At 44.5% G+C, this 23,469-nt stretch carries 21 protein-coding genes; 4 read left to right on the forward strand and 17 right to left on the reverse strand.

What is annotated here, in order from left to right; translation table 11 throughout:
- The first annotated feature begins 76 nt into the window (after nt 1-76).
- The gene (locus INF29_RS02405) at nt 77-484 is read left to right on the forward strand and encodes a hypothetical protein (RefSeq protein ID WP_193484367.1); all 408 of its coding nucleotides are present in this window, start codon (nt 77-79) and stop codon (nt 482-484) included.
- A gap of 62 nt (nt 485-546) precedes the next feature.
- On the opposite strand, the gene INF29_RS02410 is transcribed toward INF29_RS02405, so the two are convergent.
- From INF29_RS02410 to INF29_RS02450, 9 genes are all read right to left on the reverse strand, one after another.
- Nucleotides 547-1,245: a response regulator transcription factor gene (locus tag INF29_RS02410; RefSeq protein WP_330608246.1), complete on the reverse strand. Its 699-nt coding sequence runs from the start codon at nt 1,243-1,245 to the stop codon at nt 547-549.
- 30 nt (nt 1,246-1,275) lie between these two features.
- Nucleotides 1,276-3,645 (reverse strand): endonuclease MutS2, encoded by a 2,370-nt coding sequence (locus tag INF29_RS02415; protein WP_193484370.1) that lies wholly within the window; start codon nt 3,643-3,645, stop codon nt 1,276-1,278.
- Between the two features lie 399 nt (nt 3,646-4,044).
- Nucleotides 4,045-5,319: a GTPase ObgE gene (obgE, locus tag INF29_RS02420; protein ID WP_087989918.1), complete on the reverse strand. Its 1,275-nt coding sequence runs from the start codon at nt 5,317-5,319 to the stop codon at nt 4,045-4,047.
- Between the two features lie 113 nt (nt 5,320-5,432).
- Nucleotides 5,433-5,723, reverse strand: coding sequence for a 50S ribosomal protein L27 (gene rpmA / locus INF29_RS02425; RefSeq protein WP_022255261.1), 291 nt, complete (start codon nt 5,721-5,723; stop codon nt 5,433-5,435).
- 2 nt (nt 5,724-5,725) lie between these two features.
- Complete coding sequence (locus tag INF29_RS02430; RefSeq protein ID WP_054329502.1) at nt 5,726-6,058, reverse strand: ribosomal-processing cysteine protease Prp; 333 nt, start codon at nt 6,056-6,058, stop codon at nt 5,726-5,728.
- A gap of 2 nt (nt 6,059-6,060) precedes the next feature.
- Nucleotides 6,061-6,366, reverse strand: a complete 306-nt coding sequence (rplU, locus tag INF29_RS02435; protein ID WP_022365216.1) for a 50S ribosomal protein L21 — start codon at nt 6,364-6,366, stop codon at nt 6,061-6,063.
- A 128-nt stretch (nt 6,367-6,494) separates the two neighbouring features.
- Nucleotides 6,495-9,266 carry a tetratricopeptide repeat protein gene (locus tag INF29_RS02440; RefSeq protein WP_193484372.1) on the reverse strand — a complete coding sequence of 924 codons (2,772 nt, stop codon included), beginning with the start codon at nt 9,264-9,266 and terminating at the stop codon, nt 6,495-6,497.
- Between the two features lie 2 nt (nt 9,267-9,268).
- Complete coding sequence (locus INF29_RS02445) at nt 9,269-9,892, reverse strand: regulatory protein RecX (RefSeq protein ID WP_193484374.1); 624 nt, start codon at nt 9,890-9,892, stop codon at nt 9,269-9,271.
- 121 nt (nt 9,893-10,013) lie between these two features.
- A complete protein-coding gene (locus INF29_RS02450) occupies nt 10,014-11,393 on the reverse strand; it encodes an NCS2 family permease (protein WP_072852838.1) in 1,380 nt (459 codons plus the stop codon).
- 214 nt (nt 11,394-11,607) lie between these two features.
- Between INF29_RS02450 and INF29_RS02455 the strand changes: the two genes are divergently transcribed.
- Complete coding sequence (locus INF29_RS02455; RefSeq protein ID WP_072852839.1) at nt 11,608-12,000, forward strand: DUF4430 domain-containing protein; 393 nt, start codon at nt 11,608-11,610, stop codon at nt 11,998-12,000.
- Between the two features lies 1 nt (nt 12,001).
- Nucleotides 12,002-12,508, forward strand: coding sequence for a hypothetical protein (locus INF29_RS02460; protein WP_193484376.1), 507 nt, complete (start codon nt 12,002-12,004; stop codon nt 12,506-12,508).
- A 116-nt stretch (nt 12,509-12,624) separates the two neighbouring features.
- On the opposite strand, the gene INF29_RS02465 is transcribed toward INF29_RS02460, so the two are convergent.
- From INF29_RS02465 to INF29_RS02500, 8 genes are all read right to left on the reverse strand, one after another.
- On the reverse strand, nt 12,625-15,582 hold the full coding sequence (locus INF29_RS02465) for an S-layer homology domain-containing protein (protein WP_193484378.1): 2,958 nt from the start codon (nt 15,580-15,582) through the stop codon (nt 12,625-12,627).
- 666 nt (nt 15,583-16,248) lie between these two features.
- Nucleotides 16,249-16,713: a GNAT family N-acetyltransferase gene (locus INF29_RS02470; protein WP_191345066.1), complete on the reverse strand. Its 465-nt coding sequence runs from the start codon at nt 16,711-16,713 to the stop codon at nt 16,249-16,251.
- Nucleotides 16,714-16,734: 21 nt separating this feature from the next.
- Nucleotides 16,735-17,457, reverse strand: a complete 723-nt coding sequence (locus INF29_RS02475) for a maleate cis-trans isomerase family protein (protein WP_193484380.1) — start codon at nt 17,455-17,457, stop codon at nt 16,735-16,737.
- Nucleotides 17,457-18,377 (reverse strand): DMT family transporter, encoded by a 921-nt coding sequence (locus INF29_RS02480; protein ID WP_193484382.1) that lies wholly within the window; start codon nt 18,375-18,377, stop codon nt 17,457-17,459. Before INF29_RS02480 ends, INF29_RS02475 begins: the two co-directional genes overlap by 1 nt.
- A gap of 84 nt (nt 18,378-18,461) precedes the next feature.
- The gene (locus INF29_RS02485; RefSeq protein ID WP_193484384.1) at nt 18,462-19,523 is read right to left on the reverse strand and encodes a DctP family TRAP transporter solute-binding subunit; all 1,062 of its coding nucleotides are present in this window, start codon (nt 19,521-19,523) and stop codon (nt 18,462-18,464) included.
- Nucleotides 19,524-19,537: 14 nt separating this feature from the next.
- The gene (locus tag INF29_RS02490; protein WP_193484386.1) at nt 19,538-20,815 is read right to left on the reverse strand and encodes a TRAP transporter large permease; all 1,278 of its coding nucleotides are present in this window, start codon (nt 20,813-20,815) and stop codon (nt 19,538-19,540) included.
- Complete coding sequence (locus INF29_RS02495) at nt 20,812-21,441, reverse strand: TRAP transporter small permease (RefSeq protein ID WP_193484388.1); 630 nt, start codon at nt 21,439-21,441, stop codon at nt 20,812-20,814. Before INF29_RS02495 ends, INF29_RS02490 begins: the two co-directional genes overlap by 4 nt.
- A 144-nt stretch (nt 21,442-21,585) precedes the next feature.
- Nucleotides 21,586-22,767 (reverse strand): M24 family metallopeptidase, encoded by a 1,182-nt coding sequence (locus tag INF29_RS02500; protein ID WP_207728102.1) that lies wholly within the window; start codon nt 22,765-22,767, stop codon nt 21,586-21,588.
- 366 nt (nt 22,768-23,133) lie between these two features.
- Between INF29_RS02500 and INF29_RS02505 the strand changes: the two genes are divergently transcribed.
- A partial coding sequence (locus tag INF29_RS02505) for an IS110 family transposase (protein ID WP_193484390.1) occupies nt 23,134-23,469 on the forward strand: 336 nt, incomplete at its 3' end.

Raw genomic sequence — 23,469 nt, forward strand, 5'->3', positions numbered from 1 at the left:
CATCAGAAAAACATCCCAAAGAACAAAATTCATGTTATAATAAAATAGGAATGTTTTTACAAAAGACTTCCTCATTATGAAGAAAGGAGTGGCAGATGTTTCTGCCGTATGTACCATGACCAATCAACGACCCAATCCACCTAGAAAGAATATCAAACTGGCAGACCTTGTTCTGTTCGCTGTTGCCATTTTTCTGATCTTTATGACACCCTGGGGCAACACAAACAGTTATCATCGTCTGATGCTGTTTTTGTATGTAGTTTGTGTTCTGCTTCGTTTCAGCAATATCCGCAAACAGAAAATGCGGGAATTTGAGCACAAGCGCAAAATGGAAGAACGTGCTGCCATGCAGCAGGCTGCTGAACAGCTTCCTGCAGGTCACACAGCAGAAGCCGCTCCTGTTGATGTGCTGCCTGCACAGTCTGCACCTGTGCTTCCGGAAAACACTGCTGAAGAAAATCAGACAGAACCCAAAAATGAATAAAATACTGGATATGTAAGGAATCAGCCGCCCAAACAGCGGCTGATTTTTTTATGTATTCCTCTTTACTTGGGACCAAATTTGTAACCCACGCTCCAAACAGTACGAATGCCCCATTCATCGTCCTGATTGAGCTTTTCACGGATTCGTTTTACATGAACGTCCACGGTACGGGTATCTCCGGCGTATTCATAGCCCCAGATACGGTCTAACAGCTGTTCTCTGGTAAACACCCGTTTGGGATTGGACGCCAGAAAATGAAGGAGTTCAAATTCCTTGGGCGGGAAATCCACACTCTTTCCATGATAAGTTACTGTGTAATTGGACAGATTGATTTCCAGATTTGGATAACGCAGCACCTGTCCGTCATCTTCCTCTTCTTTTGCACTGCCGGCTTCATAGCGGCGGAGTACCGCCTTTACTCTTGCCACCAGTTCTTTGGCATCGAAGGGTTTGACGATATAGTCATCTGCTCCCAGTTCCAGCCCCAGCACTTTATCAAATGTTTCCCCTTTTGCTGTCAGCATGATGATGGGGACTTTGCTTGTTTTCCGCACTTCCGCGCAAACCTGATAGCCGTCCATGCCCGGCAGCATCAAATCCAGCAGAATCAAATCTGGCTCATAAGTTGTCACTGCTTCCAACGCCTTTTTGCCGTCGTAAACCTCCTGTGTATCATAACCATCTTTCATCAGATACAGAGAAATCAACTCTGCAATATGCTGATCGTCGTCTACTACCAGAACTTTCTGTTTCTCACTCACGGCATTCATCTCCTTTTATACCCTCGCCTTTTACTTCAGTTCTACAACCGTTACGCCGGCATCCCCTTCCCCGAAAGTACCGGGACGCTGGCTTTTCACATGAGGATTGGTACGCAGATATTTCTGCACGCCGGCACGGAGAGCGCCGGTGCCTTTCCCATGGATGATGATAATCTGTTTCAAACCGGACAGATAGGCATCATCAATATATTTATCAATATTTACGATAGCTTCATCTACCAGCTGACCACGGCAGTCGATTTCCGCGGAAATAAACTGGCTCTTTTTCGCTTTTGCCCGCACATTGGTCTGTCTGGGCTTTTGTTCTTTGGGCTGTGGTGTATCATCCAGCATCAATTCCGCCAGAGGTACCTTCACCTTCATGATACCCATCTGCACCATAACGTCTTTATTCTTATCCGGCGCGGAAAGAGCCACACCATTCTGGTCGAAGGAAATGACATAAACTCTGTCCCCTGCCTGCAATTTTTCAGGCGGCTTGTGGGTAGGTTTCACCTTTTTGGACTTGAGGAAGTCCTCCTGCACGGAAGACAGCTTTTCTTTCAGCTTGGCTCTGTTTTCCAGTGCCTTCTGCTGGTTTTTCTGCTTTGCTTCCCGGTTCATTTCCTTGATGATACTGTCGGCTTCTTCTTTTGCCTGGGCATAAATCTGTTTTGCTTCTTCCCTTGCCTTTTGGAGAATCTTTTCTTTCTGTTCTCTTGTTTTCTCCTTCTGGCGTTCCACTTCTTTTTTCAGGCTTTCCGCTTCTCTGCGGTACTGTTCCGCACGTTCCTGCTCGAAAGCCACGCTTTTCTTGCTGATTTCCAGGTCTGTGATAACGTCTTCAAAACGTGCTTCGTCATGGGAAATGAATTCTCTTGCGCTGTCAATGATATAATCCTGCAAGCCCAAACGCCTGGAAATGGCAAACGCGTTACTTTTCCCGGGAATCCCGATGAGCAGACGATAGGTAGGACGCAGTGTTTCCACATCGAATTCACAGCAGGCATTTTCCACCCCTTCTGTGGACAGGGCATATACCTTCAATTCGCTGTAATGGGTGGTAACAGCGGTACGAATCTTCCGGTCATGGAGATAAGAAATGATTGCCATAGCCAGTGCCGCACCTTCTGTAGGGTCTGTACCTGCACCTAATTCGTCGAACAGCACCAGAGAGCTGTCTGTCACATCTTCCAGAATCTTGACGATATTTGTCATATGAGCGGAGAATGTACTCAAGCTCTGCTCAATGCTCTGTTCATCGCCAATGTCCGCAAAAACTTCGTCAAACACTGCCAGCTGGGAATGGTCGTTAGCAGGAATATGCAGCCCCGCCTGCCCCATCAAAGAGAACAAGCCCAATGTTTTCAGTGCAACGGTTTTACCGCCGGTGTTAGGACCGGTGATGAGCAATGTGGTAAATTCTTTCCCCAGATAAATATTGATAGGCACGACAGTTTTCTTATCCAACAGAGGATGTCTGCCTTTCTGGATATTCACATAGCCTTTTGTATTGAACAAGGGCTGTGTACCGTCCATAGACAGGGAAAGCTGTGCTTTTGCGAAAATAAAGTCCAGCTGTGTCAGCAGTTCCAAGTTTGCGCCGAGCTGTGCTTCATTCTGAATGACCATAATAGACAGGCTTGTGAGGATTTTTTCGATTTCCTCCCGTTCTTTCGCCTGCAATTCCTTGATTTTGTTGTTCAGCTGTACCACGCTCAAAGGCTCCATGAATACGGTAGAACCAGTGTTGGACTGGTCGTGTACCATACCGGGAAACACACTGCGGTATTCGCTCTTGACAGGCACACAATATCTGTCATTTCTGATGGTGATAACAAAATCCTGCAACATATTCCGATATGCAGAAGAAGAAATGACCCCATTCAAGTGATCCTTCACACGGTCATTGGAAATCTTGATTTCCTTGCGGACGCTTTTCAATCCTGCGCTGGCGTCGTCAGCGATTTCTGTTTCGGACACAATACATCTGGTGATTTCGTTTTCCAGATTGGGAATCAGTGTCAGCAGTTCAAAATATTCGTCCAGACGTTCATACGTTTCCGCTTTGTTTTCATTTTTCGCGTAATTTTTCGCCTTGCGGCAAACATAGAGAAATTCCCCAATGTGCATCAATTCGGGAATGGACAGGGTGCCGCCCATTTCCGCCCGTTTCAGCTGGGGACGGATTTCCCGAAAACCGCCGAAGGAAGGGCTGCCTTTGCGCAGCACCATGCTCACCGCTTCGGTGGTTTCCTGCTGACGCAGCACAATTTCCGACATGGAAACAGAAGGCTGCAAATGGTGTGCCATTTCCTTTGCCATAGGGGAAACGGCAAATCCCGCCAGCATATTTATGATTTTATCGTATTCCAAAATACGCAATGCTTTTTCGTTCATTCCATTACCTCAATCTATACTATGCCCCTCATGGGGCTGTTTTCTGACATACAAATAAGGCAGCTTACCGCCGCTTATTTTGTTATTATACCATCGGATCAGCCAAAATACATCGACTTTTCCGAGAAATTCACAGAAATGTTACATTTCCGCCGAAACAAAAACGGAAGAATCCACCGCTTTGGCAGAATCAGGGGCATCTTCATAAGAAAACAAAGAAAGCGGAAATCCTTGTCACCCAGAGAATTTCCACTTTCTTATTTTTACTAATATTTAATCTGTTATGTTTTCTTCTGAAGACAGCCGTCGCACTTCCCCTTAAGAAATCAAAGAAACGAAAAACCAATGTTTTCTTAAGCGGAAGTTTCTTCTTCCGTTTGTTTTTCTCTTTTTGGGGAATTATTTCCAGAATTCGAATTCCATATCGTAAATACGAACGGTATCGCCTTCCTGAATGCCTTTTTCCTCCAAAGCTTCGATGATGCCTTTTTCTTTCAGATAACGCTGGAAGAAAGCGAAGCCTTTTTCTGTATCGATATTGGTGTAACCGATCATCTTTTCGACGCCAACACCTCTTACCACATACACTTCGTCCTCGACTTCGATGGTGAAAGGTTCCTGATCCACTGCCACTTCGTCGTATTCTTCATATTCTTCTTCAAATACAATGTCTTCAGGATAGTTTTTCAGGATTTCCGCTACTTTTGTCAGCAGTTCATCCAGACCTTTGTTGGTTGCCGCAGAAATGGGGAATACTTCAAAGCCTTCTTTTTCATAGGCTTCTTTCAGGCGTTCCACATTTTCTTCGGAACCGGGAATGTCTGTTTTATTTGCTGCGATAACCTGCGGACGTTTCATCAGTTCGGGATTGTATGCTTCCAGTTCCTGATTGATCTTACGCACGTTTTCCACAGGGTCGTCACCTTCCACGCCGGCAGCGTCTACCACATGGATAAACACTTTGGTACGTTCTACATGACGCAGGAACGCATGTCCAAGACCAACGCCTTCGCTGGCGCCTTCTACCAGACCGGGAATATCCGCCAGCACGAAGGAATCGCCGTATCTGCCTTCTACCACGCCCAGATTGGGAGCCAGTGTGGTAAAGTGATAGTTTGCGATTTTAGGGTTTGCGTTTGTTACCATGGACAGCAGTGTGGATTTGCCAACATTGGGGAAACCAATCAAACCAACGTCTGCAATCAGTTTCAGTTCCAGAATTACATCGTATTCTTTTGCCACTCTGCCGGGTTCCGCATAACGGGGTGCCTGTCTGGTGGGTGTTGCGAAGTGCTGATTGCCCTTGCCGCCTTTACCGCCATGAATCAGGATTTTTTCTTCCCCGTGTTTGGTAATATCCGCCATGATCTTACCGCTTTCCGCTTCACGGATAACCGTACCAACAGGCACTTTGATGACAACGCTTTCGCCGTCTTTACCAAAACAGTTGCGTTTGCCGCCATCCTGACCGTTGCCAGCCTTAAACATTCTCTTATAACGGAAGTCCATGAGGGTACCCATGCTTTCGTCCCCTACAAAAATCACGTCGCCGCCTCTGCCGCCATCGCCGCCGTCGGGACCACCGTGGGTAATATATTTCGCGCGGAAGAAAGAAACCATACCATTGCCGCCGTTGCCGCCTTTTACATGAATCTTGACTCTATCTACAAACATATTCTCACCTCGTATCCTTTCTCTTTCTTTCAAAACCTCTTTCGTCAGAAGCAAACTGTTTTGCTTTTCACGAAAAAGGCTTCAAATGATATCATTTGAAGCCTTCAACATTCTTATTCAGCGATTTCAACAGGGTATACGGAAACCTGTTTTTTATCTCTGCCTTTTCTTTCATATTTTACACGACCGTCAACCAAAGCGAACAGTGTATCGTTGCCGCCTTTGCCTACGTTCACACCGGGATGGATTTTAGTACCACGCTGTGTGTATAAAATATTGCCTGCCAGTACAAACTGACCGTCTGCACGTTTTGCACCCAATCTCTTAGCGTTGGAGTCACGACCGTTCTTTGTGGAACCGCCGCCTTTGTGGTGCGCGAAGAACTGAAGGTTCAATCTGAACATACTTACACCTCCTCAATTTTCAAAGTAAGATACTTGTTATATTCCGTTTCAATGCCGGACAACCCGAGCCATAATGTCTGCAAAAGCAGCTGTACCCGTTCGTCCTCCATTCCCTCTAAAGGGAACACGACTTTGAGATAACCGCCTTTTTTCTCATCGGCTTCTGCCTGAAAGGGCACGTCCGTGAACTGCTCTATGGCATTGACCGTATTGAGAGAAAGTATGGTAACTGCCGCACAGACGATGTCTTCCCCATGGGGTGCATAGCCTGCGTGACCGGAAATCTCAAATGCACAGATTTTATTCTCTTTCTGATAAAGCTTAGCTTGAATCATAATTAGATGGATTTAATCTGCAGTTTTGTGAAAGGCTGTCTGTGGCCGTTTTTCTTGTGGAAACCTTTTTTGGGTTTGTATTTGTAAACGACTACTTTTTTCGCTTTGCCGTCACCGATTACGGATGCTGTAACTGCTGCGCCTTCAACGTAGGGAGCGCCAACTTTTACATCGCCGTCTTTCGCCAGTACCAGAACTTTGTCGAATGTATATTCCTGACCTGCTTCAACACCCAGTTTTTCTACTGTGATGATATCGCCTTCTGCTACTTTGTACTGCTTACCACCAGTTTCAATAATTGCGTACATGTGAACACCTCCTCGCAATTTACTCGCTGGATACGGTAACCGAAGCCTTTCTTCGGTTTTCCAGAACCTCTCCATGCGGCTGACATACTTCATTATAGTATCACAGGGTTTTGTGCCTGTCAACACTTTTATTCCAATTTTTTGCCTTGTTTTACAGCAAAATATCGCTCTTCCCGCCCCAGTTTCCGCAGCACGGACAAAAGTGCGGCAAGACCATCTCTGGTCAGGCATTTTTTACCGTTTCTCGTCATTTCATAAGCGATGGAAAGGCAGTCCTCCGCCCGTTCCAAACTGCCGTTGGCAGCATACATCCGTCCGATGCGGTCACAAAGCTTGCCATAAGCTTCTGTATCCCTGCCTTTGGCTGTCCCTAACAGCAAAGCACGATCCAAAAGGGTATTCGCTTCTTTCTGATTTCCCTGTGCAATATGAGAAGCCGCTGTTTTCAGAAGCAAGCGGGCAAAATTCTCTGTTTCCCCTTCCATCATACGGGTTGCCAGTGCCAATTCACTGAAACATTCCGCCGCATCTTTATGGCGTCCACTGTCTGCCAGCAGTCTGCCTGTGCGTTCCAATCTGCGCTGATACTGTTTTCCTCTGGGCAGCTGGAGTTCACGGAACAGCCGTATATAAGGCAGGTACATGCCCACTGCCTTTTCCTTTTCCCCCATGGCAAAATAACAGTCGCCGATTTCCGCCAGCAATTCGCAGTAGTCTTTTGTTTTCACGCTGTCATATTCTTCGATGTAATTCTTGGCATTGGTAAGCTTTTGCAGACCTTTCAGATATTCTCCTGCTGTCAGGTACCATTCTCCCAATCTGCGGCAAGCCTGGGCGTATTCCATGCCTTCCGCCGCCTGTTCTGCCGCCTGATACCAGAAAAATGCCTGCTCCCGATTGCCGGTACGCATCTGCAAATCTCCCAGAGAAATGGCATTGCGCACGGCTTCTTTATCTAAAGATTGCGCCTGTTCGCCACGCTGTGCCAGCATTTCCGTAAAAAGGTCTTTTGCCTTCTGGAGCCGCCGTCTTTCTTCCATTTTTGCCTGACGTTCCGCTCCGGCATAAGGCAGTTTCCCTTTGTTTGCCAGCAAATCATACTGCTGATGGCGTTTTGCGAATTTTTCCGTCAATCCGCCGCCGGCACGACTAAGTTTTTCCACAGCCTCTTTCCGATAAGCTTCCGCCTTCTTCTCGTTGCCCATGGCAAGATAACAAACGGCAATTGCCAGCAGTGTTTCCGCCGCCCGCTGCTTGTCTTCCGCTGTTTCCTCATAGTTTGCGTCATTGAGTGCCAGATAATGCTGGACTGCCACAGCATAATCGCCTTTGCGCACACAAACTTCTGCCAGATATTCCAGTGTTTTCAAATATCTCGGATTGTCCTCATCCAGCATTTCTTTCTGGATGGCAGCGCTTTCTGTCAAAATCTGAATGGCTTCATCATATTGTTTCTCTCTTGCCAGAATCTCACCCAGTTTCGCCAAACCAATGGCGTATTCTGGATGATTTTTGCTGAAATGCTTTTCAAGAAGTTCAATGGCTTCCCGGCAAAGAGCTGCTGCCGCCTGCCCTTCCCCCGCTTTCTGCTTCACATCCGCCAAAAGCTGTAAGCCGCCCACCAAATCACGGTCTGTGCCCGTTTCTGCTTCTCTGCGGATGTACAAAGCCTCCTGCAAATATTCCGCTGCCGCTTCATAAGCACCTTTGGCTGTGAAAAGACCTGCAATCTGCTCCAATGTGTCCGCATACAAAGGGTCCATTCTGCCAACAGTATCCCGACGAATAAGCAGGGCTTTTTCGTATGCTGCAAGAGCATCTGTATCCCGTCCCATTTTTTCGTAAAGTCTGCCTCTGCTCATATAACATACAGCCACCTGCGGGTGGGAGGGACCCAAAGCCGCTTCTTTCCGCCGCAGAGCTTCCGCATTGGCTTCCAGCGCCTTTTCCATTTCATTCATGCCGCTGTAATCCGCACTCATGTTATTCAGGGTATCCGCATAAAACAAGTGGTCGCTTCCCAGCACTTCCTGTACCAGCCGCAGCACTTCCTCATGGCACTGCAAGGACTTCGCGAACATCCCTGCCTTACAGCACAATATACCCAGACTATTCAGGCTGTTGATATAATCCAGATGGCTGTCCTGCATCATCTTTCGGCGCATCTGCACCGCTTTTTCACAGTATTCTACTGCCAATTCGTTCCAGCCTGCTTTCTCGCAGACCTCCGCAAGAGATAATGTCCAAATCATATAACAGAAGCTTTCTTCCACCCCTGCTTTTTCCACGAAGTCCAGCGCCTTTTCATAAGAAGAAATGGAGCGTCTGTAATTGCCGCCGCCATCATAAGCCGCACCCAGAGAAGCGAAAATATCCGCCATATCTTCTTTGGAAAAATCCGCGGAACGTCTTGCCCGCTCCAAAGCCTGCTGATGATACTCCACGGCTTTGTCGTACTGCTGGAGGTCTTCTTCCGTATTACCCAGATGGAACAGGCTGTAAATGGTATCGGGATGGTCTTTTCCCAGTTTGGCTTCCCGAATCTTCAGCACCTCGCCATGGAATCTACGGGCTTTTTCCCCTTCTCCCATGTTGTTGTAAGCAATGGCAAGGTTATTCACCGTATCCGCATAGGACAGGCTTTCGCCGGAACAATCCCGTTTCAGTATTGCCGCTTTCTTGTAATATTCCACCGCCTTGGCATACATACCCATGGTGTCGAAGATAACCCCCAGATTATGCATATCCGATGCGTATTCAATGGTGTTGGCGTCGTCATTTTCCAGATATTTCTGCAAAATATTTTTGCCCAGTATCAATGCTTTTTTATATTCACCGGCTCCATAGGCCGCCTGCAGTTCCCGCCGCAGTTTACGGACTTCCGCAAAATAAAATCCCATTTTCATACCTCCCCTGCTTCCACAAGCGCCATGGCTTCCCGAATGGTGTCCCATCGGTAGCCTTTCCGCTGCAAAAAGCCGTAAAGCCGTTGTTTTTCTTTCTCATCCAATTCCAGATTGCCCCGTGTTTTTTTCAGTATCCAACGGGCAGCGTCTTCCGCTTCATTCAAATCTGTTTCTGCCAGCACTTCTTCGGCGATTTTCTCGGGAATGCCTTTCTGCCGCAGTTCCATTTTCAGGGCATAAGCCCCCTTTGGTTTCAGCCGCAGACGTTCTTTCACAAAGCTTTTGGCATAGGCCTTGTCGTCGCAATATCCATAACGACAAAGAAAGTCCATGACCTTTTCAATGACCTGGGGCGCAAATTCCTTTTCTGTCAGCTTCCAGCGCAGTTCCGCCTCCGTCCGCATCTTATAGCCCAGATAATGGAGGGCTGTATCCTGTGCCTGTATATAAATCAAGTTATCCTGAATGGTAGCATAAGTTTCCTGTGGGATAGGCTCCCCTTCCCGCAGTTTAAAATACAGCACATCCTGTGCAATGAGGGAAAAAGCAAATTCCCCATCAATAAAAATATTTCGTTTCGCAGGATCTTTTTTCTGCGGAATGATGGCTGTCACCAGCATGGCATTCTCTCCTTGCTCTGATTTCATATCTTATTAGTATACTACAAATGACAGGAAAATGCCAAGGTGTTCCGTCTATAAAAAAAGCCCTCTGTTTTCACAGAGGGGCTTTGATGTGTTCTTATACGAAAAGATATTTCAATATAAATGCGATCGCCAGTACATACATGAGCCAATGTACTTTCTTTTCTCTTACTTTGCCGGAAACAAGCTGAATCAGCACATAAGAGATAACGCCCAGGGCGATACCTTCGGAAATGGAATACATGAAAGGCATCACGATCATGGCAACGAAAGCAGGGATGGCTTCGCTCATATCGTCGAAGTCAATGCGGAATACTGTTGTGATCATCATAAACCCAACGACTACCAGCGCAGGCGCTGTGGCAAAAGAAGGAATCGCCAGGAAAATGGGAGAAAGGAACAGTGCTACCGCAAACAGCAGACCAGTTACCACAGAAGTCAGACCAGTTCTGCCCCCTGCCATAACACCGGAGGAGCTTTCTACATAAGTGCTGACTGTGGATGTACCCAGAACCGCACCCAAGCTTGTACCAACAGCGTCTGCCATCAGCGCGCCGCGGATACGAGGCAGTCTGCCCTTTTCATCCAGCATATCTGCTTTGGAAGCCACACCGATGAGGGTTCCCATGGTGTCAAACAGGTCAACAAACAGGAATGACAGCATAACGGTGATGAAATTCAAGCCAAGCAAGCCAGAGAAGTCCATCTGCATCAATGTAGGTTTCAGAGAAGGAATGCCAAAACCGCTGGAGAAATCAGGCAGTACGGAATACATTCCAAGTTCTGGATTGGGCTGATAAATACCAGCCACCTGCAAAAGGATACCCAGCAGCCATGTACACAGGATACCCAGCAAAATGCCGCCAGGCACTTTTTTAATCATAAAAGCAACAGTCAGGATAATCCCAACGAATGCCAGCAGTGCGCCAATGCCTTCAGACCAGAATCTGCCGTCAGCCAGGGCTGCTTTGAAGGGGTAAATGGCTACCAGTGTGGAACCGTCTACTACCAGTTTAGAGTTCTGGAAACCGATGAAAGCGATGAACAACCCAATACCGCAGGTAATGCCGGCTTTCAGGGACATGGGGATACAGTTAAAGATGGCTTCACGCACATTTGTCAGGGAAAGTATGATGAAAATAATCCCTTCCACAAATACTGCTGCCAGTGCCACATGCCATGTGAAGCCCATCTGCCCTACAACTGTGTAGGCAAAGAATGCGTTCAAACCCATACCGGGTGCCAGTGCAAAGGGATAATTGGAAAAGGCAGCCATCATCAGTGTTGCCAAACAGGATGCCAGCGCCGTTGCAGTGAATACCGCGCCGCTGTCCATACCTGCCGATGACAATACAGACGGGTTTACCGCAAGGATGTAAGCCATTGTCATAAATGTGGTGATCCCTGCCAATACTTCCGTTTTTACATTGGTATGGTTCTTTGAAAGACGAAACGTTCTCTCCAACAGACCATTCATTGGTAAAATTCTCCTTTTTCTTCTTTACTTAAGAGTTTATTTGCATTATCAGCGTATTAAATTTTTCTAGTCCTGTCAATGATTTTCTTAATGAAATCTTAACGTTTTGCAAAAAAATACAATTTTTTGATTCCATCCACACCGGACAAATAGCCTTGACAAAAAAACACCAGCATTCTAAGATGAAAAGAAAAAACACCTTCAGGAGGTCATTATGCAGAAAAAACAAACCAAAATTGCCGGCATTCTTCTGGTGCTGTGCTGTGTTCTGGCGCTCATCGTCTTTTTCCAGACCAGACCGGACACCGCTGCCGGCGAAAAACACATCACCATTTCTGTCGTCCATAGTGACAGCAGCAAAAGCACATTTTCCTATGACACGGACGCAGAATATCTAGGGGAAGCGCTGACAGAGCAAAATCTTGCGGAGGGTACAGAAGGACCTTACGGCATGTTCATCACCACCGTTGACGGCGAAACCGCAGACGACAGCAAAGAACAGTGGTGGTGCATCACAAAAGACGGCGAAATGGTCAATACCGGTGCAGACCAGACTCCCATTCAGGATCAGGACCAGTTTGAACTGACACTGAAGGAAGGTTATTGATTTGGCAAAGCAAAACGCCCGTGAACTGGCAATCCTCGGTCTGTTCACCGCCATACTCTTTCTGGGACAAGTCTTTCTGGCAGTGCTGCCCAATATCGAAGTGGTGAGCCTGCTCATCATCCTCTATACCCTCACATGCGGCAAAAAGGTTTTTCTGGTCATATACGCCTTTGTGCTGCTGGAAGGCTTCTGCTACGGCTTTGGGATATGGTGGTTCAGCTATCTCTACATCTGGAGCATACTGGCGCTGCTGGCACATATTTTCCGAAAAAACAGCTCTGTCCTTTTCTGGAGCATCCTTTCGGGGTTCTTCGGTCTGGCTTTCGGCGCCCTCTGCGCCCTGCCTTATTTTGCTGCCGGCGGTATCGGCGCTGCCATTGCTTATTGGACATCAGGTCTGCTCTTTGACGTGACCCACTGCGTCGGCAATTTCGTTGTCTGTCTGGTGTTGTTCCGCCCTCTGCGCAGCCTGCTTGCGTGGCTGTACACGGGACAACATGCTCTCTGAAAACAGGAAGTTTGGATGCTTCCTGTTTTTTTGCGCAAAAACGCCTGACGAATATGGGGATAACATAAAAAGGCAGTGAGGAATCTCACTGCCCAAAATATTTTTTGAAATGAATTTTATTTTTCCACAATATTCTCGCAGAAATTCATGAGCATGGTAGCCGCTTCTGCTCTGGTGGCTTTGCCCTGAGGCATCAGTGTGCCGTCGTCCATGCCGCCCATGATGCCTGCGTTCACTGCCCAAGCCATGGCAGGTCTTGCATAGTCAGAAATATTTTCATAATCAGAAAATTCTCTCACTGCCATGCCGCCTTGGGTGGTATCATAGCCTTTGAACTGGGCATAGCGATACAAAATGGTTGCGAACTGTTCTCTGGTGATGAGATCGCCCACACCATAAGCGCTATTGTCATAGCCTGCCACGATGCCGTTTTCATTTGCCCAAAGGATAGCGTCTGTGTACCACATATCCCCTTTTACGTCTGTAAAAGTATTGGCTTCTGTGCCTTCCGGCTGTCCTTCCACGTTATACAGGACAACAGCCAGCATTTCTCTGGTCAGAGGGGTATTGGGTGCGAAAATATCTTCGCTCATGCCACTCATCAAGACATTTTCCACCGCATAGGAAACGGCATCATAGAACCAATCGCTTTTCTTCACGTCCAAGAAAGAAATGGTTTCGGTTTCTTCTGTTTCTTCTGTTTCTTCTGTTTCTTCCACTTCTTCTGGTTCTTCAGGAACTTCTTCCTCTATTTTCTCCCATTTGGCGTAAACGGTGGTGTCTTCTGTCAAGTAAACCTCGTCGATTTTCTTGTCTAAATCTTTGTCAGCATACCAGCCTACGAATTTATATCCTTCTTTTTCGGGAACATAGTCGTCCAGATCAATGGTGCTGTATTCCCATTCGGTGACGGTGTCGATTTTACTGCCGCCGTTGGTGTCGAATTTCAGATCCCAGAAGAATACAGAACCGCCGGAGGATTTCTTTTTGACTGTTACAGTACATTCAGCCTTTGCTCCCTGACCATCTGCTGCTGTTGCTGTGATGACTGCTTCTCCTCTGCTGATAGCTTTCACATTGCCGTTACTGTCTACCGTTGCTACAGATGGATTGCTGCTTTCCCAATGCAATGTTTTGTTATAGGCATTGTCAGGAGAAACGATTGCTGTCAGAGTTTCTGTACTATTTACATAAAGAGAAAGCTCTGTTTTGTTCAACGTGATATTGTTCACTGGTAATGCAGCATAGATTTTAGTATCTACATCATAGGTTTTTGTTGCTTTATCAATCCATATTGTATACTTATCATCTCCAAAGAACACATACCCATTTGGATACGTTGCTAAAGTGCTTCCTGCTGTTGTATAACCCTGTTCCGAAGTTCCATCCGGCATTTGAATGGTTACGCGGACAGGATCTGTACACGTTACATCTTCAGGAAGATTATCCTTCAAAACAGGAATACCATTGGAACCCTGTCCCCAAGGCTGTAGATTCTGACTGCCGTTCAGCAGCAATGCCACCTCGCCGGATTTGAATTGGTTCTCTGTTTTTTCCGTTGCCTCATTAGGGAAAATACTAGAGCCAACACCTATACCTTTGTCCGCAGTTCCTGTAAGGAAATAGCAGTTTTTTATGGTGTTCGCATTCATCCCGCACACGCCACCGACAACAGCATTGCCGCCTGTGACGCTGACTTTGCCTGTGTTATAGCAGTTTGTTATGCGGCTCCAACTATCATTATTCCCACACACGCCGCCTACCACGCCTCCGTCGACTGCGACGCTAACTTCTCCGGTGTTATAACAGTTTTTTATGTCCTTTCCATTAGATCCGCTCACGCCGCCTACCCAGGCTCTGTCACCTGTGACACTAACTTTGCCTGTATTATAACAGTTGAATATATTCCAGAAACTAAACCCGCACACTCCGCCGACACTGGAATAGATGCCTGTGGCTTGGGCTTGGGCTGTGGCTGTGATTGTGCCTGTGTTATAACAGTTTTCTATGGTACCACCAACGTTATACCCACACACGCCACCTACACAGACTTTGTCGCCTGTGGCGCTGATATAACTGTCTACAACGCCTACATTTTGGATTTTGCCGTTTGTGCCCACACAGCCAAATAATCCAGCGTATACAGCGTTAGACTCATCGCTATCGATAATATTCACATACAGCCCGGAAATGGTGTATCCACTGCCGTCAAATGTGCCGATATAAGCCTCCTCTCCGGGAGTACCATAACTGCCGATTGGCGGCCATTGTTCAAGACCGCTGCCGTTACCGTTCAGGCTGCCGTCAGCATTCAGCACATTGTCATTGATTGTAATGTTTTTTGTCAGAACTGCACAGGCGCCTGTATTTTGTTGAATGTCCTCGCCAATTATAGACTTATCTCCGTTTACCAGCCCCGCAAACCAGTAAAGTTCTGCTGCATTTGTGATTTGGTAAGGTTTTTCTTTTGTACCATTTCCTTCTGGCGCTTTCGGCGTAATCGTCCTTGCCCCCATGGGCGCCAGCATCATTGCCGCACCCACACAGCCGGAAATATCCCCGTTTTCACCGCATACAGGGCAACCTGCATTGGGTTCTTCCTCTGTGCATTTTGTGTCACAGATACACTCTGGTTCTTCCGCTACCTGCGCGTTGCAGATTTCACATACAAAGTTGCAGGGTGTCCCTGCTGTTGCGGGAACATAACCGCAATTTTCGTCATGTTCATGATTGCAGTTCAATTCCTTTGTGATGCAGCCGCTTTCCTCGCTGCATTGATGGGAACAGCTGTCAGCTGTTTTTTCTTCTCCCTCCGCAGGCAAAATACCATCACTGTAACACTCTGCCGTATGCTTATGAACGCATTTCGTTGCCTGCGTATAGCATTCCTCCGTGTGTTCATGACTGCATGGCACTTCCGCAGTTCCTTCGCTGTAACCGCAAGCGTCGTCATGCTGGGTGTGGTGTTCACACAGCCCGCCTACGGAAACCGTATCCCCTGCATACGCCATAGACGGCACCAACGCCATCAACATACACAGGCAGACAAACGCCGCAAAGATTCGTTTTCTCATGGCTTTCTCCTTCCTCTTTTTTCCCTTTTGCTTCTTTTCTGCCAACACAAATCCATTCTGCCCCCTTTTTCTGGACAGAAGTTATTTTTCTGAATAAAATTCCCGCCCTTCTCGCGCAACGCATTTGCCAATACTTATATTATACCAAAATATTTCCTAGAAATCTATCACCCATTTGGCACCTCAAAACAGATGATTTTTTTGAATATTATTCGCATAATATCGCATAATCATTTTGTTTTTCTTATGTATTTGCTTCGTATTCGAGAGATGTCGTTTTTGATATGATATTTCAAAAATGCCGTTAATTTAACATTTTTAAAACATCCTATACTTTTTTCAAGGGATTGCATGACTCATATTGCCCCTTTTTCACTTCTGCATATGATATTCACAAAAGTGTACGGCATGCCGTAGAGAAGCAAAAATGGTGATTATACACCATTGAAAGATTTTTTGATAGCTTCCATCCATATAGATTTTTATTTGTCCCCTTTTTTATCGCCTTCAAAACGTAAATTTTTGAATCAAAAAAGCAGACAGAATATATTCACGAAAATATTCTATCTGCTCTCTTGAAAAATCACGCTTATTCTACAAGTCTTTTTTTGAGCGTTTTTGCAATTCTTTAGATGTCTACACTGTTCATCACAAAACCACTATCTTTTATTCAAAATCCAATGCTCTCAATGCGTAAAGCGTTTCCTGAAAAATGCCATCATTATAGTTTCCAATTGCTTCTATTTCAAAATTCATTTTTTCAGCAACGCGTTTGACCATTTTCTGGCAGTATATATTTTCTGGATTAATGGCAATTTCTACACGTACACCTTTTTTCTCTGAAGCACATTTTAATACCCGCGTAAACAGATGACCTCCGATACCATTTTTACCAGCTGCCCGAGATACAGCAATCTGCCATACAAAAATCGCATTTTTCTCTGCAGAATACACGGCTCCTATATAACCCAAAATTTTTGAATCTTCTTCATAAACATAGCAGGTATCTGAGAAGTATCTTTCTAAAATCCAGTATACATATTCTTTATACGCAAAAACATAAGGTTCCCCTTCTTTTAAAATGTTTTGTACCGCAGGGATATCTTTTTCTTGAAAACTTCGAATTCCCAAAAGCCTCTCGCCTCCTGTTCTTTATCTTTCAAACAAAGAGCCATATCCTTCTACTTTATCATCAATTCCAACCATACGAAGGGCGTTCCACATAGACGCTTGTATCGCTGTAATAACAGGTTTTTGCAGTCTTCTTTCTAACCGTTCAATGGTAGGAATGGTACGCAGACCTGTACACAGAACCACCAATGCTTCCGCTTCCTCACAATCTGTGTTTTTGGCAAATTCATATACATCATCCAGCTTTACTGCATCGATATCTCGATCTAGCAAAAGCCCCATTCCTCTAGAATTGCATACTTCAATACCATTTTCTTTTAAATAAGCCAGTGCAAGCTGTGTCACTTCATCTATATAAGGCGTTGCCACGGCAACTTTCTTTACCCCCATCGCATTCAGTGCACGAATCACCGATGTGGATGTTGTGGTAAAAGGGATTCCTGTTCGCTTTACCATATCTGCAATCATATTTCTCTCATAAACCAAACCATTGATAAAACTTGCACTGGTACAACCTAACAAAATGACATCTACCGGAATATCAGACAAAAGCTCTGCTGCTTCCTCCGTTTTTAAAAGCAGGCGGTTCAGTCCCTCAACATCCGTATTCCCTAAAGGTACTCTCGTGGTATGTATAGAAACACCATCTGGTGTCATTTCATTTAATTCCTGTTCCATTACCCAGCCAGCAGAAGGATAAATCAAACCAATTTTCTTTCTTTCGCCATAATCCATATCATTCATTACAATCCCACCTTTCTTGCTGCTGTCTGTTTCTTCTTCTTTTCAGATGCAGTATAATTCAAAACAATAACAGCCATTAAAATCAGTACAACCCCTAGAAATTTGATAATTCCCATATCTTCATGAAAAAATATCACGCCTGCCACACATGTGGTTAATGGCTCAATGGTAGTGATCATAGCTGCTTTAGACGCTTCTATGTATTCCAAGGATTTCACATAAATCAAATTTGCAATGGTACCGCAAAAAACTGCAAAATACAAATTCAGCAACAATGCATCTATGTTTTCGAACACTTTGTTCATTGTCTGTGGAATATCCACCAAAAAACTGGTAACCAATAAAGCAAACATAAAATTATATGTCGCAACAGACCATGCATCATATTTCTTCATTACTATAGAGCCAAAAATACTATATAGTGCAAAGCAAAATCCTGAAGCTAGTCCCATCAATACCCCCACAAATGAAATTTGCCCGATACCTTCTGTCAAAATGCCTGTTACAAAAACACACCCTGTCATAATCATCACCAATGCAATTCTCTTTTTCAGTGTAAATTTCTCTTTAAAAAAAATAACTGAAATAAGCATTACAATTGCCGGAGCTGTATATACCAATACAACAGCAACACTGATGGGTATTCGATGCAAGGCATATCCATAAAGCATCCCGTAGATCAAATATCCCACAACGCCGCAGATCATCAGTGCAAAAAAGTCTTTGACAGAGGAAATTCTTTTGATTCTTTTCCGACATATCAAATCAAACAACAACATGGAAATCACACAAAAAAATGCCTTTGTAAAAAATATTTCATTTTCTGTCAAACCGTAATTCAACAGTACTTTTACAGCCGGTCCACCAGTCGCCCAGATCACAGACGCAAGAACTACCATAAAAGCCGCGATTTTATGCATAAAACCACCTCAGTTTCGGCAGAATTTACAATTCTAAAATGTCAGGCGGAAATCTTTCCGACCTGACATTTATCAGAAAAAAACTTATACACCTTGATTCAATTCTTTTTCAGCTACTGCAATGTCTTCTTGCAGCATTTCCAACAGTTTTTGACCTTCTTCACCCGTCAAATCCAGATAATAATCATATCCAGCTTGTGCTTTTTCCTGGAATACAGCTCTTTCTTCATCAGTATATTCAATCAGTCCGATATCAGGCTTATTGGCAAGAATTTTTTCCAAACGTTCCTGAGAATACTGATTTTGCATATCGAATACATACTGATCCAACTCTTCCTGAATTTCCATAACCATCGCTTTTTCTTCTTCTGTCAAACTTTCCCAAAATTCAGGGTTTGTACAGAATGTACCAATAAATACTTCATGGTTCAAGAAATTCAGATATTCCTGTACTTCATAAAATTTCATTTCTTCAATAGCAAATACAGGGTTTACCTGACCATCAATCATATTCAACTGCAGATTGCTATAAGTTTCCATATAGGGTACAGGTGTAGGATTGCATCCATAAGCAGAGTACGCCGCAATCAGCAAGGGAGATGCCATGACTCTGATCTTAAACCCATTCATGTCCTCCGGTGTATAAATGGGGAAATTGGATGTAACAACCTGGAAGCCTTCTTGGAACCAGTTTAAGGGAATCATATCTTTTTCTGTATAAAGTCTATCCAATTCCTTTGTTGCGTTCCCTTCATTCAATGCCTTACGATTTACTTCCATATCATCAGAAAAAACATAATGCAGCATCAAAAGCTGATTTTCAGGAATGATGGTTGCAACTGTTGCAGGGTTATTGATAGCAAAGTTTACCGCATTATAACGCAGCAATTCGATTGCGCCTACACCGTCAGCCAACTGTCCTACCGGGTAAACATCTACACGTATTTTTCCACCGCTTTTTTCTTCTACCAGTTCTTTGAACTTCATGGCAAACTGATCCTGTACGCTGCCCACACTTTCTTCATGGCAAAATCTCCAAACTTTTACGTCTTCAGATGTTGCAGATGTATCATTGGTTGTGCCGGAACATCCAGCAACAGTCATCATTGTCGTAACCGCTAAAATCAAAGCCAAAATCTTTTTCATATGGTCCCCTCCCCTCAATATACCAGATTATAGAAGAACATTGCTGTCTGCGGCACCAGAATAAACAGTACAGACGCAATCGCAGAACAGATAATGTAAGCAGGAACGCCTTTAATTACTTTCAAATATGGCGTATTGAAAATTGCGCTGGCTGTAAAAATATTGCAGCCAAAAGGAGGTGTTGCAGAACCAATGGCACACTGCACAGAAATGATCAGACCCAGATGGATAGGATCAACGCCTGCTGCAATGGCAATGGGATAGAAAATAGGGGTTAAAATCAGAATAACAACCAGCTGGTCTGCAAACATACAACCGATCATAAAGAAAATAGTAACACAAACCAGAACCTGCAACTGAGAAGGTGCATCCCCCAGGATGGCAGATGTCAACAGCTGTGGAATCTGTGCATAGGAAATTACCCAGGAGAATACCTGTCCACATGCAACCAGAATAAAAATAGCCGCTGTCAGAATACCCGTAGATTTCGCAATTGTTGGAACATCTCTCAGTCGGATCGTCTTATATACAAATGCTTCTACAATTACTGCATACAGTACAGATACAGCTGCGGATTCAGTAGGACTGAAAATACCGGAATAGATACCACCCAAAATGATCAGAGGGAAGCCCAGAGGAATGATGGCCTGTTTGAAAGCGACCCATCTTTCTCCCCAAGTTGCTTTAGGTTCCCGAGGAGTACCTTTCATCTTTGCGCGAAAAACACTGTAAATTGCAAACAGAATAAACAGAACGATACCGGGACCAATGCCTGCGATAAACAATTCCGCTACAGAAGTACCTGTTACAACACAGTACATAATCATGATGACGCTCGGTGGAATCAGCAGCGCAATGTTCGCAGCATTGATGATCAGACCGATTACATCTTCGTCATCATATCCTTTCTCCAGCATTTCTTTTCTCATGGGTTTCCCTACCGCAACAACAGTCGCCTGTGTAGAACCAGAAATGGCACCAAACAGCGTACAGGTTGCCCCTGTTGTTACAGCCAGACCACCCGGCAGATGACGAACGAAGGAACCAATGAAGTTCAGCAGTCGTTTAGAAGTCTGACCTGCACACATAATATCTGCAGAAAAGATAAACATTGGCACTGCTAACAATACAGATGAGGAAATGCCGTTGATGAGCTGCTGTGATAAGATCATAGTATCTGTCTGAGAGAAGAAAAACAGCAGCACCGCCAAAGCAGCCACTAACAAGGACATAAACATAGGGAAGCCCAAAATCAACAACGTAAACATACAAATCAAAAGTACAGGAATCATGGAGCATCCGCCTCCTCTTCTTTTCTTTCTGCTTTCATTTCTTCGCTGACAAATTCTTTGAATTCTGCCTCATAAATCAATTCAAGCCCTTCACCGGCTTTCACTTCAGAACCAAGATATACGTCAGATGTTGTCAAGTTACGAATGAAACAAATCAGATATTGCACGGCTGTCAGAAAAACACCAACAGCAACTATACTTTGCAAAATCCACATAGGCAGTTCCAGAGCAGTACTGATACGCCCAACTTTCATATTATCCATCGCATAGCGCACAAACACACTGGTCATATAGAACATAACCACAGAAGTAAAACCGGAAATGATCACCAGCATAGCTTTGCGAATTTTCTTCGGCACATTATCTACAATGGCATTCATATTGATATGTTTAGAAAATCTAGCTGCTGTACTAATGCCCCAGAAGGTTACAACGACCATCAAGAAACCACCAAGTTCTTCTGCAAAACTCAAACTGTTATTCAAAACACTTCTGAAGAAAACATTGAGTACCAGCAGAATTGCCATAAACACAATAATATATCCTAACAAAAAATCTTCTAACTTCAAAATCGCCTGATTTATTTTTTCAAATTTCAAAATACCTTTATTAATGCTTTCTTTCATATTTTCGCCCCTCTCAAATGCTTGGACCGGGTTACGTTTTCTCGCGTATATGATCAACGGATTTTAAAAAACGGGCGCCAGTTAGAAAACCGACGCCCTGTTTAAGGAAGAGAACTGATACTGTCCGAAACGATTTATACAGTATCAATCATTATTTACAAAAAGCTTTCTCGGGAAGTGGGCAAAGGTTTCATGTCCATTTTCTGTTACAACCAAAGCTTCACTGATGGATACGCCATAGTCATCCAGATACATACCGGGAATACAATGGAATGTCATACCAGGTACAAGCACTGTCTTATCACCTGGTCTTAAGCTTGCTGTATGTTCACCCCAGTCAGGAGGGAAGTTCAGCCCCATAGAATAACCGATTCTGGATTCTTTTTCCATACCATATTTTGCAAGTACTTTTCTCCATGCGCCTTCTACCTGTTCGCATGTATTTCCGGGTTTTACCTGTTCCAGCGCTGCATTCAAACCTTCTACAGCGATTTCTGCTGTGTCGATTACTTTCTGAGAAGGTTTACCGATACAAACAGTACGTGCCATTGGAGAATGATATCTCATATGGCAGCCTGCCAGTTCTACAGCAACAACTGTGTTATCAGGATATTTTTTATCTGTCCATGTCAGATGGGGTGCGCCAGCTGTTTCACCTTGAGGCATCAGAGGAACGATAGATGCATAATCGCCGCCGAATTCAGCAGTACCTCTCAGCTGTGCTTCATAAATCTTTGCTACAACGTCACACTGACGAGCGCCTGCATGCAGATTGTCAATGGCAGCCTGCATTGCCAGTTCTGCAATTTTACCAGCTCTTCTCTGCAGGGCAATTTCATTGGGAGATTTGATGATTCTTACCCAGTTCACCAGCAGGTCACCATCTACAAATTTTGCATCCGGCAGACCAGCTACCAGTCTCTCAAAAGCTCTTGCTGTAAAGTAGTAATTATCCATTTCCACAGCAATGGTCTTTTTATCCAGACCCAGTTCTTTTACAACAGATGCCACATAATCCATAGGATGTTTTACCAGACTCTGCACATGGTCATCGCTGTATGCTCTAACATGAGCATCATCCAGCCATGTTGTTTTTACAACGCCGCAGAATGCATCCATATAACGACCAATGAAATAAGGCATTTCGTCATCCATGTCGATCAGTACCATCTGGTGCACATAGAAGGACCAAGCATTGTGTCCTGTCACATAACACATATTTGCAGGATCAGTGATCAGAAGGACATCAATTCCTTTGTCTGCCATGCTCTTTTTCACTTTTTTCAATCTTTCCAGGTATTCTGCTTTTTCAAAAGGCATTAACATCAGTATTCACTCCTCGTATAGTATCTTTAGATACCATTATTCTTATATAAAATTTAATAGTTACTTTGTTCAATAGGCTTCATTAAACCCATGATATAATTGTCCCAGTGTCAATCAGGCAAAAGTTCTAGTCACTCCTGTTGAACTCCCAGAGAGTTACTTCACCAAAAGTCTGTTCCCCTGACATGGAAGTTAGCTTCAAACCGCTGGCTGTTTGCTTAAGTGATTGGACAACCATCTTGCAGTGTGGTTTCGCATCTGTCCATCTTAAGCTGGATTCTTATATGCGAGGGTGTTGATGCTCCATGGTCATGGGTTTACCAAGCCGATTGAACACTTTAATCCCAAACGAAAGAAGGTGATTTTATGAACCCACTTTACGTCGGTATTGATGTGAGCAGCAAAAACAATGTCATTTATCTGATGCTCCCTAATGGTGACAAGCATAGTTCTTTTTCACTTGCAAACTCACATGATGGATCTACTCAACTTGTAAAACGAATTTTTACAGCAATGACTTCTAACAACATCGACTCCGTTCTGATTGGACTGGAAGCAACTTCTGTCTATGGCGACAATCTAGTATACTTTCTAAAAGAAGATACAACTCTCGCATCCTTCGATAGAAAAATCCATGTCTTGAATCCAAAGCAGGTCAATAAATTCAAGGAATCTTATAACGACTTGCCTAAGAATGATTAT

Source organism: Anaerotignum lactatifermentans, from assembly GCF_014982935.1.
Lineage (GTDB): Bacteria > Bacillota > Clostridia > Lachnospirales > Anaerotignaceae > Anaerotignum > Anaerotignum lactatifermentans.

Excerpts from the sequence above, each read along its gene's own strand:
- INF29_RS02405 (WP_193484367.1), top strand. The coding sequence starts at position 77 with ATGAAGAAAGGAGTGGCAGATGTTTCTGCCGTATGTACCATGACCAAT.
- INF29_RS02415 (WP_193484370.1), bottom strand. The coding sequence starts at position 3,645 with ATGAACGAAAAAGCATTGCGTATTTTGGAATACGATAAAATCATAAAT.
- obgE (WP_087989918.1), bottom strand. The coding sequence starts at position 5,319 with ATGTTTGTAGATAGAGTCAAGATTCATGTAAAAGGCGGCAACGGCGGC.
- rpmA (WP_022255261.1), bottom strand. The coding sequence starts at position 5,723 with ATGTTCAGATTGAACCTTCAGTTCTTCGCGCACCACAAAGGCGGCGGT.
- INF29_RS02430 (WP_054329502.1), bottom strand. The coding sequence starts at position 6,058 with ATGATTCAAGCTAAGCTTTATCAGAAAGAGAATAAAATCTGTGCATTT.
- rplU (WP_022365216.1), bottom strand. The coding sequence starts at position 6,366 with ATGTACGCAATTATTGAAACTGGTGGTAAGCAGTACAAAGTAGCAGAA.
- INF29_RS02440 (WP_193484372.1), bottom strand. The coding sequence starts at position 9,266 with ATGGGATTTTATTTTGCGGAAGTCCGTAAACTGCGGCGGGAACTGCAG.
- INF29_RS02445 (WP_193484374.1), bottom strand. The coding sequence starts at position 9,892 with ATGCTGGTGACAGCCATCATTCCGCAGAAAAAAGATCCTGCGAAACGA.
- INF29_RS02450 (WP_072852838.1), bottom strand. The coding sequence starts at position 11,393 with ATGAATGGTCTGTTGGAGAGAACGTTTCGTCTTTCAAAGAACCATACC.
- INF29_RS02455 (WP_072852839.1), top strand. The coding sequence starts at position 11,608 with ATGCAGAAAAAACAAACCAAAATTGCCGGCATTCTTCTGGTGCTGTGC.
- INF29_RS02465 (WP_193484378.1), bottom strand. The coding sequence starts at position 15,582 with ATGAGAAAACGAATCTTTGCGGCGTTTGTCTGCCTGTGTATGTTGATG.
- INF29_RS02475 (WP_193484380.1), bottom strand. The coding sequence starts at position 17,457 with ATGAATGATATGGATTATGGCGAAAGAAAGAAAATTGGTTTGATTTAT.
- INF29_RS02480 (WP_193484382.1), bottom strand. The coding sequence starts at position 18,377 with ATGCATAAAATCGCGGCTTTTATGGTAGTTCTTGCGTCTGTGATCTGG.
- INF29_RS02485 (WP_193484384.1), bottom strand. The coding sequence starts at position 19,523 with ATGAAAAAGATTTTGGCTTTGATTTTAGCGGTTACGACAATGATGACT.
- INF29_RS02490 (WP_193484386.1), bottom strand. The coding sequence starts at position 20,815 with ATGATTCCTGTACTTTTGATTTGTATGTTTACGTTGTTGATTTTGGGC.
- INF29_RS02495 (WP_193484388.1), bottom strand. The coding sequence starts at position 21,441 with ATGAAAGAAAGCATTAATAAAGGTATTTTGAAATTTGAAAAAATAAAT.
- INF29_RS02500 (WP_207728102.1), bottom strand. The coding sequence starts at position 22,767 with ATGTTAATGCCTTTTGAAAAAGCAGAATACCTGGAAAGATTGAAAAAA.